Origin of the sequence: Micromonospora sp. NPDC049836 (assembly GCF_044465125.1) — a bacterium.
Lineage (GTDB): Bacteria > Actinomycetota > Actinomycetes > Mycobacteriales > Micromonosporaceae > Micromonospora.
The window spans coordinates 183981-197493 of the sequence record NZ_JBITLH010000011.1; the positions used below are offsets into that span (position 1 = coordinate 183981).

The 13513-nt window shown below is 73.7% G+C and carries 15 protein-coding genes; 10 read left to right on the forward strand and 5 right to left on the reverse strand.

All coding sequences use genetic code 11. The features are described 5' to 3' along the window. Window positions 1-36 precede the first annotated feature (36 nt). The 4 genes from ACIBPB_RS26425 to ACIBPB_RS26440 all read right to left on the reverse strand — a co-directional run bounded on the left by ACIBPB_RS26425 (window position 37) and on the right by ACIBPB_RS26440 (window position 2485). Complete coding sequence (locus ACIBPB_RS26425) at window positions 37-813, reverse strand: tyrosine-protein phosphatase (RefSeq protein WP_396842174.1); 777 nt, start codon at window positions 811-813, stop codon at window positions 37-39. Between the two features lie 29 nt (window positions 814-842). After that, entirely contained in the window at window positions 843-1301 is a 459-nt protein-coding gene (locus tag ACIBPB_RS26430; RefSeq protein ID WP_396842146.1) for a PRC-barrel domain-containing protein, read from the reverse strand. A gap of 90 nt (window positions 1302-1391) precedes the next feature. Continuing rightward, entirely contained in the window at window positions 1392-1922 is a 531-nt protein-coding gene (locus ACIBPB_RS26435; protein WP_357317645.1) for a carboxymuconolactone decarboxylase family protein, read from the reverse strand. A gap of 2 nt (window positions 1923-1924) precedes the next feature. Continuing rightward, complete coding sequence (locus tag ACIBPB_RS26440) at window positions 1925-2485, reverse strand: peroxiredoxin (RefSeq protein ID WP_357317650.1); 561 nt, start codon at window positions 2483-2485, stop codon at window positions 1925-1927. A 361-nt stretch (window positions 2486-2846) separates the two neighbouring features. On the opposite strand from ACIBPB_RS26440, the gene cimA reads away from it, so the two are divergent. Next, complete coding sequence (cimA, locus tag ACIBPB_RS26445; RefSeq protein WP_396842147.1) at window positions 2847-4427, forward strand: citramalate synthase; 1581 nt, start codon at window positions 2847-2849, stop codon at window positions 4425-4427. A gap of 25 nt (window positions 4428-4452) precedes the next feature. Here cimA and ACIBPB_RS26450 read toward each other — a convergent pair whose 3' ends face one another. Further along, window positions 4453-5391, reverse strand: a complete 939-nt coding sequence (locus ACIBPB_RS26450; protein ID WP_396842175.1) for an endonuclease/exonuclease/phosphatase family protein — start codon at window positions 5389-5391, stop codon at window positions 4453-4455. A gap of 422 nt (window positions 5392-5813) precedes the next feature. Between ACIBPB_RS26450 and ACIBPB_RS26455 the strand changes: the two genes are divergently transcribed. From ACIBPB_RS26455 to ACIBPB_RS26495, 9 genes are all read left to right on the forward strand, one after another. Next, the gene (locus tag ACIBPB_RS26455) at window positions 5814-6347 is read left to right on the forward strand and encodes a hypothetical protein (protein WP_396842148.1); all 534 of its coding nucleotides are present in this window, start codon (window positions 5814-5816) and stop codon (window positions 6345-6347) included. 198 nt (window positions 6348-6545) lie between these two features. Continuing rightward, entirely contained in the window at window positions 6546-7595 is a 1050-nt protein-coding gene (locus ACIBPB_RS26460; protein WP_396842149.1) for an AAA family ATPase, read from the forward strand. Then, window positions 7592-8602, forward strand: coding sequence for a DUF58 domain-containing protein (locus tag ACIBPB_RS26465; protein WP_396842150.1), 1011 nt, complete (start codon window positions 7592-7594; stop codon window positions 8600-8602). Before ACIBPB_RS26460 ends, ACIBPB_RS26465 begins: the two co-directional genes overlap by 4 nt. Continuing rightward, window positions 8599-9558, forward strand: a complete 960-nt coding sequence (locus tag ACIBPB_RS26470) for a VWA domain-containing protein (protein WP_396842151.1) — start codon at window positions 8599-8601, stop codon at window positions 9556-9558. Before ACIBPB_RS26465 ends, ACIBPB_RS26470 begins: the two co-directional genes overlap by 4 nt. A 47-nt stretch (window positions 9559-9605) precedes the next feature. After that, window positions 9606-10466: a S1C family serine protease gene (locus ACIBPB_RS26475; RefSeq protein ID WP_396842152.1), complete on the forward strand. Its 861-nt coding sequence runs from the start codon at window positions 9606-9608 to the stop codon at window positions 10464-10466. A gap of 112 nt (window positions 10467-10578) precedes the next feature. Further along, on the forward strand, window positions 10579-10887 hold the full coding sequence (locus tag ACIBPB_RS26480) for a hypothetical protein (protein WP_396842153.1): 309 nt from the start codon (window positions 10579-10581) through the stop codon (window positions 10885-10887). 10 nt (window positions 10888-10897) lie between these two features. Further along, window positions 10898-11323 (forward strand): alternative ribosome rescue aminoacyl-tRNA hydrolase ArfB, encoded by a 426-nt coding sequence (arfB, locus tag ACIBPB_RS26485; protein WP_396842154.1) that lies wholly within the window; start codon window positions 10898-10900, stop codon window positions 11321-11323. Between the two features lie 151 nt (window positions 11324-11474). After that, window positions 11475-12047 (forward strand): GNAT family N-acetyltransferase, encoded by a 573-nt coding sequence (locus tag ACIBPB_RS26490; RefSeq protein ID WP_396842155.1) that lies wholly within the window; start codon window positions 11475-11477, stop codon window positions 12045-12047. Between the two features lie 110 nt (window positions 12048-12157). Next, complete coding sequence (locus tag ACIBPB_RS26495) at window positions 12158-13336, forward strand: cellulose binding domain-containing protein (RefSeq protein ID WP_396842156.1); 1179 nt, start codon at window positions 12158-12160, stop codon at window positions 13334-13336. Window positions 13337-13513 lie beyond the last annotated feature (177 nt).

Consider the following 13513-nt stretch of genomic DNA (forward strand, 5'->3'; position numbering starts at 1 on the left):
GCCGGCACCGGACGGTGCCGGCCGTCGCGCGGGGGATCAGGCGAGCAGGTGGGCGCGGAGCGCGTCGAGCTGGGCGTCGGTCACCCCGGCGTGGCGCAGGTAGCCCTCGATCGAGCCGTACCCGGCGCGCAGTTCGGCCAGGAAGAGCGTCATCGCCTCGGCGGGGGAGGCGAGGAACGGGCGGGGCAGCGGATCGGCCTCCGGCATGGTGGCGGTGAGCCAGGCGCTGAACCGCTCGGACGCCTCGGTGCTGAGCGCGTAGTCGGCGGCGATGGCGTCGTCGGCCACGCCGAGCACCCCGAGGGTGAGCGCGCAGACGATGCCCGTGCGGTCCTTCCCGGCCACGCAGTGCACCACCACCGGCGCGTTCGCGCTGTCCGCGATGAGCCCGACCGCCTCGGCCAGGCCCGCGGTGCCGGTCTGCGCGAGCGCCGCGTACCGGTCGGCGAGCCAGCGGGCCAGGTCCTCGTGCTGCTGGTACAGCACCTCGGACCAGTTCTGGTGCTCGGGGTGGATGTGCCGGTAGGTGAGCCCGTCGTACGCCGGCACCCGGCCGTCGCGGGTCACCTCGCTGGGGCGGCGCAGGTCGATGACGGTGCGGATGCCGAGGGCGGTGAACGCCGCCCGGTCGGTCTCGTCGATGCGGTGCAGGGAGTCGGAGCGGAAGAGCCGCCCCCGGCGCACCGTGCGGCCGTCGTGGCCGGGGTGACCGCCGACGTCGCGGAAGTTGAACAGGGCGGGGAAGGGGCTGCGGTGCGGGGTGTCCGTGGCGTCCACCCTGACACGGTAACGGCCGGTGGGACACCGTGGTATCCCACCGGCCGTCGGTGCAGGTTTCTCCGTTACCGGGCGGTACCCGGCGGGATCGACGAGTAGGTGTCGTCGTAGTAACCGCCGAGCTTCTCCCGGTACGCCGGGTCCGTGTCGGTCGACTCGTCGTACTCGGGCGCGGCCTTGATCTGGTCCTTGCTCCGGTCGACGTAGACCTTCCGCTCGTCGTGGTCGACGTGGTTGACGGTGCCGGCCGGCAACATGACCTTCTTACCGAAGATCCACGGACCGGTGTCCACCACGAGGAAACTGGAGTTCACCTCGTGACTGGCCCGGTCCACCTTGCCGATGCCACCGTCCGTCGCCTCCACCTTGTAGCCGACCAGGTCCATGCCGGTCACCCCGGCATCGGCCCGGTAGCTCCACGGATCGAAGCGCCCGGCGGGCGTGCCGCCCGCGAAGGCGCCCTGACCACCCTGGGTCAGCGGATCCGGCGTCCCGTGGGTCGTTCGAGGGTCGAGCCGCTCCATGGCGTCAACACTCCCTTTCTCGACTTTCTCGGGGGATGTGCCTGTCGGATCCCTTCCTACCCGGGTGCGGAGATCGCTACACCGGCCGGTTCAGGCGAGCGCGGCCTCCGCGTCCAGCGTCACCGCGGCGGCGTGCACGACCGCGGCGATCCGCAGCCCTTCGTGCACCTGCTCCCGGGTGAAACCGGCGGCCCGCAGGGTCTTCTCGTGCGACTCCAGGCAGACGCCGCAGCCGGTGATCGCCGAGACGGCGAGGCACCAGAGCTCGAAGTCGCCCTTCTCCACGCCCGGCCGGGCGATGATCTGCATCCGCAGCCGGGCCGGCATCGAGGCGTACTGCTCGTCGCCGATCAGGTGCTTGGCCCGGTAGTAGATGTTGTTCATCGCCATGATCGCGGCCGCGCCCTTGGCGGCCTCGACCGCCTCGGGCGTGAGGTGCCCGGCCGCCTCGGCGGCGATCTCCCGCAGCACCACCGGATTGCGGGCCGCCACCGCGCAGGCCAGGGCGGTGCCCCAGGCCTGCTCCGGCTTCAGGGTCGAGGTGCCGACGGTGGAGCCGAGGTTGAGCTTGATGTCCTTGGCGTACTCGGGCAGGGCCGCCTTGACCGCGTCCAGACCCATGCTCAGGCCCCGGTCCCGGCGAGCAGCGCGTTGGCGTCCAGGGTGGCGCCGCCCTTGTTCCAGTTGCACGGGCAGAGCTCGTCGGTCTGCAGGGCGTCGAGCACCCGCAGCACCTCGGAGACGTTCCGGCCGACCGAGCCGGCGGTCACCATGGCGAACTGGATCTCGTTGTTCGGGTCCACGATGAAGGTGGCCCGCTGGGCGACGCCGTCCTCGCCGAGCACGCCGCACGCCCCGGTCAGCTCGCGCTTGATGTCGCTGAGCATCGGGAAGGGCAGTTCCCGCAGGTCCGGGTGGTCCTTGCGCCAGGCGTAGTGGACGAACTCGTTGTCCACGGAGACGCCGAGCACCTGGGCGTCCCGGTCGGCGAACTCACCGTTCAGGCGGCCGAACTCGGCGATCTCGGTCGGGCAGATGAAGGTGAAGTCCTTCGGCCAGAAGAAGACCACCCGCCACTTGCCCTCGTAGGACTTGTGGTTGATCGTCTCGAACGCCTGGTCGGCGTCGAGCGACACGCAGGCGGTGAGTTCGTACTCGGGGAAGCGGTCACCGACGGTGAGCACGGGTCCTCCTAGACAGCGGTTTGTCAGCGGCGCGAGGGCCGGTAACTTGATCAGTTCCAGATACTTCCGCAGCCGGGTTTCCGCCGCTCGGCGGCCAGATGACTTGTGAAGTCGATCACCGGGGCCGGCCGGCGCGGCGGATCTCGCCGGCGCGCGGGATGTCACCACCCAGAGTCACCGTCCCGGGATGTGGGTTTTCCCTCCCAAAACCGGGAGCGGAGTGGCAGAGTGGCCGTCGTGACCAGCTCCGTCCTGATCATTGGCAGCTAGCGCGCCGGCATCCCTTCCGCCGAGCGCGCAGACCTCCCGCATCCGCGGGGGGTCTTTTTGTTGCTCCCGCAGGTTCGAGACGAGGACTCCCATGACCTTCCAGGTGTACGACACGACGTTGCGCGACGGTGCGCAGCGCGAAGGGCTCAGCTACTCGGTCGTCGACAAGCTCGCGGTGGCCCGCCTGCTCGACGACCTCGGGGTCGGCTTCATCGAGGGGGGCTGGCCGGGCGCCGTACCGAAGGACACCGAGTTCTTCCGGCGGGCCCGGACCGAGCTGGACCTGAAGCACGCCGTCCTGGTCGCCTTCGGGGCCACCCGCAAGGCCGGCCTCGCGGTCGACGCCGACCCGCAGGTGCGCGGGCTGCTCGACGCGGAGACCCCGGCCGTGGCGCTGGTCGCCAAGGCGGACCTGCGCCACGTCGAGCGGGCGCTGCGCACCACCGCCGAGGAGAACCTGGCCATGATCCGCGACACGGTCGCGTACCTGGTGGCGCAGGGGCGGCGGGTCTTCGTCGACGGGGAGCACTTCTACGACGGCTACCGGCACGACCCGGCGTACACCGCCGCCGTGGCGGAGACCGCGCTCGCCGCCGGTGCCGAGCGGTTCGTCCTGTGCGACACCAACGGCGGGATGCTCCCGTCGCAGGTCACCGCCGCGATCGCCGGGCTCACCGCGCGGACCGGGATCGACCCGGCCCGGCTCGGCATGCACGCCCAGAACGACACCGCCTGCGCGGTGGCCAACACGATCGCCGCGGTCGAGGCCGGCGTCCGGCACGTCCAGGGCACCGCCAACGGGTACGGCGAGCGCCCCGGCAACGCGGACCTCTTCGCGATCGTGGCCAACCTCCAGCTCAAGCTCGGCATGCCCGTCCTACCGGAGGGCTGCCTGGAACAGATGGTGCGGGTCTCGCACGCCATCGCCGAGATCGCCAACATCGCCCCCGACACCCACCAGGCGTACGTCGGGGCCGCCGCCTTCGCCCACAAGGCGGGGCTGCACGCGAGCGCGATCAAGGTCGACCCGTTGCTCTACAACCACGTCGACCCGGCGGTGGTGGGCAACGACATGCGGATCCTGGTGACCGAGATGGCCGGCCGGGCCAGCATCGAGCTCAAGAGCCGCGAGCTGGGTGTGGATCTGGCCGGCCATCCGGAGGCGCTCGCCACGGTCACCAAGCGGGTCAAGGAGCTGGAGGCCGGCGGCTGGTCGTTCGAGGCCGCCGACGCCTCCTTCGAGCTGCTGGTCCGCGCCGAGCTGCCGGACCGGGCCGTGCCGCGCCCGTTCGCCCTGGAGTCGTACCGGGTGCTGGTCGAGCACCGCGAGGACGGCGCGGTGGTCTCCGAGGCCACCGTGAAGATCCGGGTACGCGGCGAGCGGGTGATCGCCACCGCCGAGGGCAACGGCCCGGTCAACGCGCTGGACGAGGCGCTGCGGGTGGCGCTCGCCCGGCACTACCCGGAGCTGCGCGAGTTCGAGCTGGCTGACTACAAGGTACGCATCCTGGAGGGCAGCCACGGCACCGGCGCGGTCACCCGGGTGCTGGTGGAGACCGCCGGCGCCGGCCGGGACTGGACCACCGTGGGGGTGCACCCCAACGTGGTCGAGGCGAGCTGGCACGCCCTTGTGGACGCGCTCAGCTACGGACTGGACCGGGCCCGGGTCTGAGACCGGACCCGGTTCCCGGGCCGGCTCAGCCGGCGGCGGGCAGCCGCAGCTCGGCCAGGACGGCCCGGTGGTCGCTGCCGGGCAGTCGGTGCGTGTCCACCGAGCGGACCGCGATGCGCCGGTCGGCCAGCACGTGGTCGATGGTGACCGGCGGGATCGGGTCGCCGTCGTACGGGCCCCAGGTGCCGGCGAGCCCGGCGCCCACCTGGTCGGCGGCGTCCACGTACCCGGTGGCGATGAGGTCGCGCAGCGGTGCGTGGTCGAGGGTCGCGTTGAAGTCCCCGGCCAGCACGCTGAGCCGTCCGCGGGGCGTGGCGGTCGGCTGGGCGCGCAGGTCGGTCCACCAGTCCGGCACCACCTCGACGGCGTACGGCGCGGCCGGGTGCGCCGACTCCACCCGCAGCGGTGGCGCGCCCGGCACCGCCAGCGTCCCGTGGGCCTGGGTGAAGCCGAAGCCCTCGTTGCGCCGGAACCCGCCCTCGCCCAGCGGGTAGCGGGCGTACAGGCCGGAGCCGGTGGTGCCGACCTCCGGGTTGAGGACCCGGTACGGCAGCAGCGTGGCCAGCCCCAGCCGGTCCAGCTCGGCGGCGATGCCGGGGGTGAACTCCTGCACGGCCAGCACGTCGACCCGCTGGTCCCGGACCAGGCCGACCAGCACCGCCGGGTCCGCGCCGCCGACCAGCAGGTTGGCGGTGAGCAGCCGCAGGGTCGGCCCGTCGACGGCCGGCTGCGCCGCGCCGACCGCCCGGGGCGCCACCGCGCCGACCAGGGCCAGCGCGGCCAGCGCCGCGACCACCGCCGGGGCGATCCGGCGCAGGGCGAGCGCCAGCGCCAGCGGCAGCAGGGCGCCGGCGGCGACGTACGGGGTGAAGGCGACCGCCTGCACCAACGGCCCGCGCTCCAGGCCGGCGAGGCGGAGCACCGCCCAGGCCGCCGCGGGCAGCACGGCGAGCCAGCAGCCCACCGTCGTGGCCCGGCGCGCCCGGGTGGTGGTCCGTCCGGCGCTGGTCAGGGCGGTCACCGCGTCACCGTACCGGCCGGCGGTGCCGCCGAGCGCCCCGCCGCCCGGCCCGACCATTTCATGAATGGCGTTCCACTCGCTTTTCACAATTCCGAAGAGTGGCGTTCAATGGTCGACACGCTAAATGTGAACTATTGACCGTACGCATTTTCCGGTGCTAGTTTCCATCTGGTTGAGACGTCGCGACTCTCCGTAGTATCCCCAGTTCAAGCCGGGTGCAGAAGGTCGGTTCGGCCGACGATAACGGTGCGCGTGAAGCAGATCTCCGATGGTCTGCCCAAGGCTGCGCCCGGCGCTCGCCACAGCCGCCCGGCCCGGTCTCGGGTCGGGTCGGATCACCACGGTCACGAATAGGGAGACCTGTCATGGCGACATTCTTCAGACCCAAGGCGACGGTGGTGGCCCTCGCCGTCCTGACCCTCACCCTGGCCGGCGGCGGCATCGCCGTCGCGGCCCAGCCCAGCGCCAAGGCCCCGACCGGCTCCGTCCAGCCCGGTGCCCGCCAGCCCGGCTCTGGGAGCCAGCCGCCGGTGACCGCGGCCGCCGCCCGCCGCGCGCAGGCGGCGCTGAACGCCGCCCTGGCGCCGCCGCCCACCGGCACCACCGCGTGGGCGGTCGTCAGCGCCAACGGCGTGCTGCTCCAGCACTCCGTGAACGTGGTCTCGGCCCAGCGCTTCACCTGCTGCGGCGCCGGGCAGTACGAGGTCGTCCTCGACTACGACGTGCACTCGAAGGCGTTCACGGCCACCATCGGGACCAACGACGCGGCGAACGTCCCGCCGTCGGGCGAGGTCGCGGTCGCGCCCCGCTACCTGACCCCGAACGCGGTCTTCGTGCAGACCCGCAGCTCGTCCGGGAACGCCGCGGACCGGTCGTTCCACCTGGCCATCCACAACTGACCCGCGCCGAGGTGCCGGCCCCCGCCGACGGCGGGGGCCGGTGCCGTTTCCGGCCGGTCTGTTCCCGACTGCTCCGCCCGGCGCCGCCCGCGCCGTTGTGACCCGGCCGGGGGAGTCATCCCGATCCGGGCCGGGAAGGGACGGTCACGGGCGGAAAATCCGACGTTTGTCCGACCTCCGGCCCGGGAAGCAAGCACCGTGACGGACATCTCGGACACCCTGGCCAGCGTGCCCAGCCCGGTCGAGGCCGACGCTAGCGGCGTCGAGCTGGAACAGACTCTCCTCGAGGTCAAACGCGTGATCGTCGGGCAGGATCGGCTCGTCGAACGGCTGCTCACCGCCCTGGTGGCCGACGGGCACTGCCTGCTGGAGGGCGTACCCGGAGTGGCCAAGACCCTGGCCGCGCAGACTTTGGCCACCGTGGTCGGCGGCACCTTCTCCCGGATCCAGTTCACCCCCGACCTGGTCCCGTCGGACATCGTCGGCACCCGCATCTACCGGGCCTCCACGGAGAGCTTCGACGTCGAGCTGGGTCCCATCATGGCGAACCTGGTGCTCGCCGACGAGATCAACCGCGCCCCGGCCAAGGTGCAGTCGGCGCTGCTGGAGGCGATGGCCGAGCGGCAGGTCTCGATCGGCGGGCGGAGCTGGCCGGTCCCGGAGCCGTTCCTGGTGCTGGCCACCCAGAACCCGATCGAGTCCGAGGGCGTCTACCAACTGCCCGAGGCGCAGCGCGACCGGTTCCTCATGAAGGTCGTCGTCGACTACCCGAGCGACGCCGACGAACTCGCCATCCTCTACCGGATGAGCACCAGCCGACCCACCCCCCGGCAGGTCCTCGACCCGGTCCGGCTGCGTGCGCTCCAGCGCCGGGCCGCCGACATCTTCGTCCACCACGCCCTCGCCGAGTACGTCGTCCGGCTCATCCTGGCCACCCGCGACCCGGGCCGGTTCGGGTTGGCGGAGGTCGCCCCGCTGCTGGCGTACGGGGCGAGCCCCCGGGCCACCCTCGGCCTGGTCGCCGCGGCCCGTGCCCAGGCCCTGATCCGGGGCCGGGAGTACGTCCTGCCCGAGGACGTCCGGGAACTGGCCGTCGACGTCCTCGCCCACCGGCTGGTGCTCTCCTTCGACGCGGTGGCCGACGGTGTCTCCGCCGAGTCGGTGGTACGCCGGCTGGTCGAGGCGGTGCCACCGCCCCGGGTGGTTTCCGGGCAGGCCGAGGTGGCGGCCGACCTGGCGGCGGCATGAGGCGCCGGACCGTCGCGACCCTGCCCGAGCCGGGCCTGGCCGACCTGGCGCCCGACCAGCGGCTGCGCCGGCTGGAGCTGACCGTCTCCCGCCGGCTGGACGGGCTGCTGCACGGCCAGCACCGGGGTCTGCTGCCCGGCCCCGGCAGCGAGGTGTCCGGCAGCCGCGAGTACCGGCCCGGCGAGGACGAGGTGCGTCGGATGGACTGGGCGGTCACCGCCCGGACCACCGTGCCGCACGTCCGCGAGGTCGACGCGGACCGGGAGCTGACCACCTGGCTGCTGGTCGACGCCAGCCCGAGCATGGAGTACGGCACGGCCGCCCTGGACAAGCGGGAACTCGCGGTGGCCGCCGTGGCGGCGGTCGGCTTCCTCACCGCCGGGGTCGGCAACCGTCTCGGCGCCCAGGTGCTCGCCCCGGACGGCATCCGCCGGTTCCCGGCCCGCCACGGGCGTACCCACCTGCTCGGCCTGCTCCGGGCCCTGCTGGCCGCGCCCCGGCACGGCGGCTACGACGTGGACCGGCCGGGGGCACGGGCCGTCCCGCCTACGCTGGTCGACGGCCTGGCCGGCGTGCAGCGGATGGCGACCCGGCGCGGGCTGGTGGTCGTCGTCTCCGACTTCCTGGACGGGCTGCCGGACGACCCGGACGCCGCCCCGCCCTGGGAGGCCGCGCTGCGCCGGCTCGCCGTCCGGCACCAGGTGCTCGCCGTCGAGGTGACCGACCCGCGCGAGCTGGACCTGCCCGACGTCGGCCTGGTCACCCTGGTCGACCCGGAGACCGGCCGGCGCCGCGAGGTCTGGACCGGCGACCCCACCCTCCGGGAGCGGTACGCGCAGGCCGCCACCGCCCAGCGGGACCAGCTGCGCCAGGCGCTGCGCCGGTCCGGGGCGACCCACCTGGCGCTGCGCACCGACCGGGACTGGAGCGCCGACATCGTGCGGCACGTGCACACCCAGCGTCGGCTGGCCACCGCGCCGGCCGCGTCCCGCGGAGGTCGCGGATGACCTGGCAGTCACCGGGGCGGCTCTGGCTCCTGCTCGGCGTCGCCGCCCTCGTCGCCGGCTACCTGGCGATGCAGCGCCGGCAGAGCCGGTACGCGGTCCGGTTCACCAACCTGCGGCTGCTGGACCGGGTGGCGCCGCAGCGGCCGGCCTGGCGGCGACACGTACCGGCGGGTCTCTTCCTGGCCATGCTGGCGCTGCTGGTGGTGGGCTTCGCCCGGCCCAGCGCCGAGGTACGGGTGCCCCGCGAGCGGGCCACCGTGATGGTGGCGGTGGACGTCTCCACCTCGATGCTCGCCGGCGACGTCGACCCGGACCGGCTGACCGCCGCCAAGCAGGCCGCCCGCCGATTCGTCGACGGCCTGCCCGACGAGTTCAACGTCGGCCTGGTCGCCTTCGCCGGCAGCGCGGCGGTGCTGGTGCCGCCGGGCACCGACCGGGACGCCCTGCACGAGGGAATCGAACGGCTGGCGGAGGGGGCCACCGGCGTCCAGGGCACCGCCATCGGGGAAGCGATCAGCACCTCGCTCGGCGCGGTGAAGAGCCTGGACGCCTCGGCCGCGAAGAACCCGCCGCCGGCCCGCATCATCATCCTCTCCGACGGGGCGAACACCTCCGGGATGGATCCGATGGAGGCGGCCGAGCAGGCCGTGGCGGCCAAGGTGCCGGTGCACACCATCTCCTTCGGTACCCCGTCCGGGTTCGTCGACCGGGGCGGCCGGGCGATCCAGGTGCCGGTCGACGGGCAGACCCTGCGGGCGGTCGCCGAGGAGACCGGCGGCGGCTTCCACGAGGCCTCCACCAGCGCCGAGCTGCGTGCCGTCTACGAGGACATCGGCACGTCGGTCGGCTACCGCAAGGAACGGCAGGACATCTCCGCCCGCTTCATCGGCCTGGGCCTGGTGCTCGCCATGGGCGCGGCCGCCGGATCGCTGCGGTGGTTCTCCCGCCTGCCCTGATCGGCACCACCTGCGACGCAGCACGCTGGACACGTGAGGAGCCAGGTATGGCAGTGCAGACCGGACTCGGCGAGCCGCGCGGACCGTGGTTCGTCTCGCCGGAGCTGGACCCGGACGGGCGCGGACGGTGGGACGTACCCGGCTCGGAGCGGGGCGGGGGACGGCCGGGCTGGCGCGGCCGGTTGCTCAGCGCGATGGCCGTGGTGGCCCTCTCCACGGTCTCCGGGGCGGCGGCCGGCACCTGGGCGGCCGACCGGGACGTGCCCGGACCGGCGGCGGCCTCGGCGGCGCCGGTCCCGGCGGAGCTGGTCACCGCCGCCGAGAAGACCGTGCCGGGGGTGGTCTCGGTGATGGTCGGCGGGGCCTCCGGCTCCTCGGCCAGCGGGTCGGGCTTCGCCATCGACCGGGAGCAGCACATCGTCACCAACGACCACATCCTGGCCCGCGGCGGCTCCGGACCGGTGACCGTGGAGACCTCGGACGGGCACCGGTTCACCGCCGAGGTGGTGGGGCGGGAGCCGGCCAGCGACCTGGCGGTGCTCAAGGTGCCCGCGTCGGCCGGGCTGTCGCCGCTGCCGCTGGCCAAACCGAACTCGACCCGGGTGGGCGAACCGGTGCTGGCGGTCGGCTCGCCGCTCGGCCTGGCCGGCACGGTCACCGCCGGTATCGTCAGCGCGCTCAACCGCCAGGTACGCATCGGCAACGGCCGGCACACCGCGGTGCAGACCGACGCGTCCATCAACCCCGGCAACTCCGGCGGGCCGCTGGTCAACGCCCGGGGCGAGGTGGTCGGGGTGAACACCGCCATCGCCACCATCGACGGCAACGGCTCGATCGGCATCGGCTTCGCCATCCCGATCGACCAGGTCCAGCACACCGCGGACACCATCATCGGACGGGGCGGCTGACCGCCCGTCGCGGCCCTGACCTGGGTGGACGCGGCCGGCGGGAAGTGTCGGATATCCGGCGCGGGAGCATCGGGCCATGGAAATATTACGCTGAGTATGGATACTGGCGTGGGTGGAGCAAGCTGTCATCGCGGCCCTCCTCGTGGTGGGCCTGGTCATCGGCGCCGGTGTCGGCGCGGCGTACGCCCCCGCGAAGCGGGGCTGGAAGGACTACCGGACCATCCGGACCAGCGTGCCCGGCGCGCGGCGCACCGCCTGGGTGGCGACCCGCGCGGCGATCACCAAGATCGGTGTGATCGCGTTGCTGCTGGTCGGTGCGGCGGCGTACGCGGCCGCCGGAAACGATCACGAACGGGCCGGTCCCGGGCCCACCCCCACCCCGACCGTGACCCGCTCCCCGGTGCACCGCTCGGGGCGTTAGCCTCGGGGGCGTGGACGGCGGACTGCGGGTGACGGACCGGCTCGTGATCCCCGACAACGAGCTGCGGGAGCGCTTCTCCCGGTCCTCCGGGCCGGGCGGGCAGGGGGTCAACACCACCGACTCCCGGGTGGAGCTGAGCTTCGACCTGGCCGGTTCGCCCAGCGTGCCCGAGCCGCTGCGCACCCGTGCCCTGGACCGGCTCGCCGGCCGGCTGGTCGACGGCGTGCTCACCGTGGCCGCCAGCGAGCACCGCGCGCAGTTGGCCAACCGGGAGGCCGCCCGGGAGCGGCTGGCCGCCCTGCTGCGTGAGGCGGTCGCCCCGCCGCCGAAGCCCCGCCGCCCCACCCGGCCGTCCCGGGGCGCGAAGGAACGCCGGTTGGCCGAGAAGAAACGCCAGTCCCAGCGCAAACGCGACCGCCGGGTGGACGGCGACTGACCCGCCGAGCGCCCACCGCCGCCGCCCGTGGGCCGTGCCTGCGGCCGCCTGTGGCCGCCGCCGGTGGCCGCCGTCCGGGGCCGTCGCCGGTGGTCGACGTCGGGCCGGAAACGGTTTGCCGTGGTCGGCGGCTGCCGCCGAGAATCCGCCGGTGCCGACCGACTTCGCCAGCAAGCCCGTCCTGACCGGCGAGCGGGTGCTGCTGCGCCCGCTGACCGCCGACGACGCCGCCACCTTCCAGGCCATCCTCGCCGACCCGGAGGTGATCCGGCTGACCGGCAGCCCGCAGCGCGAGTTCGACCTGGACCGGCTCCGCGACTGGTACGGCAGCCGCGGCGCGCAGGCCGACCGGCTCGACCTGGCCGTGGTGGACCGGGAGAGCGGTGCCTGCGTCGGTGAGGTGGTGCTCAACGAGTGGGATCCGGGCAACCGCGCCGCGAACTTCCGCACCCTGATCGGGGCGGCCGGCCGGGGCCGAGGGCTCGGCACCGAGGCGGCCCGGCTGATCGTCGGGTACGGCTTCGAGCGGCTCGACCTGCACCGCATCTCACTGGAGGTGTTCGCGTTCAACCCGCGCGCCCGCCGGGTGTACGAGAAGATCGGTTTCGTGGCCGAGGGCACGCTGCGGCAGGTGCTCCGGGACGACGACGGTTGGGTGGACGCCACGGTGATGTCGATCCTCGCCCCGGAGTGGGCGCGGCACCGGGGCCGCCCCGAGGGCTGAGTCCGGCAGACGGGACCGGGTTGAGCGGCGGGCGTCGAACCGCTTCAATACCCACGGGAGCATCAGGGCCGTCACCGACCACCTCGTCACGTGACAGGAGACCCGTTCCCATGCCCCGTACCCCGCTGCGCGCCGCGCTCGTCGCGCTCGCCGCCCTCCTTCCCGCGCTCGCCCTCGGGCTGGCCCTCGTCTCGACGGCGCCGCCGGCCGCGGCGGCCGCGACCCCGGTCCGCGTCATGCCGCTCGGTGACTCCATCACCGGGTCGCCGGGCTGCTGGCGGGCGCTCCTCTGGAACCGCCTGCAGACCACCGGCTACCCCGACGTCGACTTCGTCGGCACGCTCGGCCCGCAGGGCTGTTCGGTGCCGTACGACGGGGACAACGAGGGACACGGCGGCTACCTGGTGACCAACGTCGCCAACCAGAACCTGCTGCCCGGTTGGCTCAACGCGACCCGCCCCGACGTGGTGCTCATGCACTTCGGCACCAACGACGTGTGGAGCAACATCGCGCCGACCACCATCCTGGCCGCGTACTCGAGGCTGGTGGACCAGATGCGGGCCAGCAACCCGGCCATGGCCGTGCTGGTCGCGAAGATCATCCCGATGAACCCGCCGACCTGCGCGGAGTGCGGCCAGCGGGTGGTCGCCCTGAACGCCGCCATCGACGGCTGGGCCGCCGGCAAGACGACGGCGGCCTCCCCGGTCGTGGTGGTCGACCAGTGGACCGGCTTCAACACCGCCACCGACACCTACGACGGGGTGCACCCGAACGCCGCCGGCGACCAGAAGATGTCCGACCGCTGGTACCCGGCGCTCACCGCCGCGCTGGGCCGAAGCACCCCGACGCCGACGACGAGCCCGACCGGTGGCCCCACGCCGACGACGAGCCCGTCCGGCGGCCCGACACCCACCCCGACGACGAGCCCGACCGGTGGGCCGACGCCGACGCCGACGACGAGCCCGTCCGGTGGGCCGACACCGACGCCGACGGGCGGCTGCGCGGCCACCTACCGGACCGCCGGGCAGTGGCCGGGCGGCTTCCAGGGCGAGGTCACCGTGGCCAACCCTGGCAGCGCCCCGATCGCCGGCTGGACGGTGCGCTTCACGCTTCCCGCCGGTCAGCGGATCATCCAGGCGTGGGGCGCCGAGCTGACCCAGACCGGCACCACGGTGACCGCCCGCAACGCCGGCTGGAACGGCACCCTGGACCCGGCCGCGCAGACCAGCTGGGGATTCCTGGCCGACGGCAGCCCGATCATGGTGCCGTTGACCTGCACCGCCGGCTGACGCCGACCCAAGCCCCGCCCGGGCCCCACCCGGGCCCCACCCAAGCCCCACCCGGGCCCCACCCAGGGCCGGCCGCGCCGCCGCTGGCGGCGCGGCCGGCGCACGGTTTGCGGAAAGGTGTGGTATCCAGACGCTCGGAAGCCACACTCTGGCGCAATCGGGCCTCCACGCGCGCCG

Coding starts and splice junctions, on each gene's coding strand:
- ACIBPB_RS26430 (WP_396842146.1), bottom strand. CDS start 1,301: ATGGAGCGGCTCGACCCTCGAACGACCCACGGGACGCCGGATCCGCTG.
- ACIBPB_RS26435 (WP_357317645.1), bottom strand. CDS start 1,922: ATGGGTCTGGACGCGGTCAAGGCGGCCCTGCCCGAGTACGCCAAGGAC.
- cimA (WP_396842147.1), top strand. CDS start 2,847: ATGACCTTCCAGGTGTACGACACGACGTTGCGCGACGGTGCGCAGCGC.
- ACIBPB_RS26455 (WP_396842148.1), top strand. CDS start 5,814: ATGGCGACATTCTTCAGACCCAAGGCGACGGTGGTGGCCCTCGCCGTC.
- ACIBPB_RS26465 (WP_396842150.1), top strand. CDS start 7,592: ATGAGGCGCCGGACCGTCGCGACCCTGCCCGAGCCGGGCCTGGCCGAC.
- ACIBPB_RS26470 (WP_396842151.1), top strand. CDS start 8,599: ATGACCTGGCAGTCACCGGGGCGGCTCTGGCTCCTGCTCGGCGTCGCC.
- ACIBPB_RS26475 (WP_396842152.1), top strand. CDS start 9,606: ATGGCAGTGCAGACCGGACTCGGCGAGCCGCGCGGACCGTGGTTCGTC.
- ACIBPB_RS26495 (WP_396842156.1), top strand. CDS start 12,158: ATGCCCCGTACCCCGCTGCGCGCCGCGCTCGTCGCGCTCGCCGCCCTC.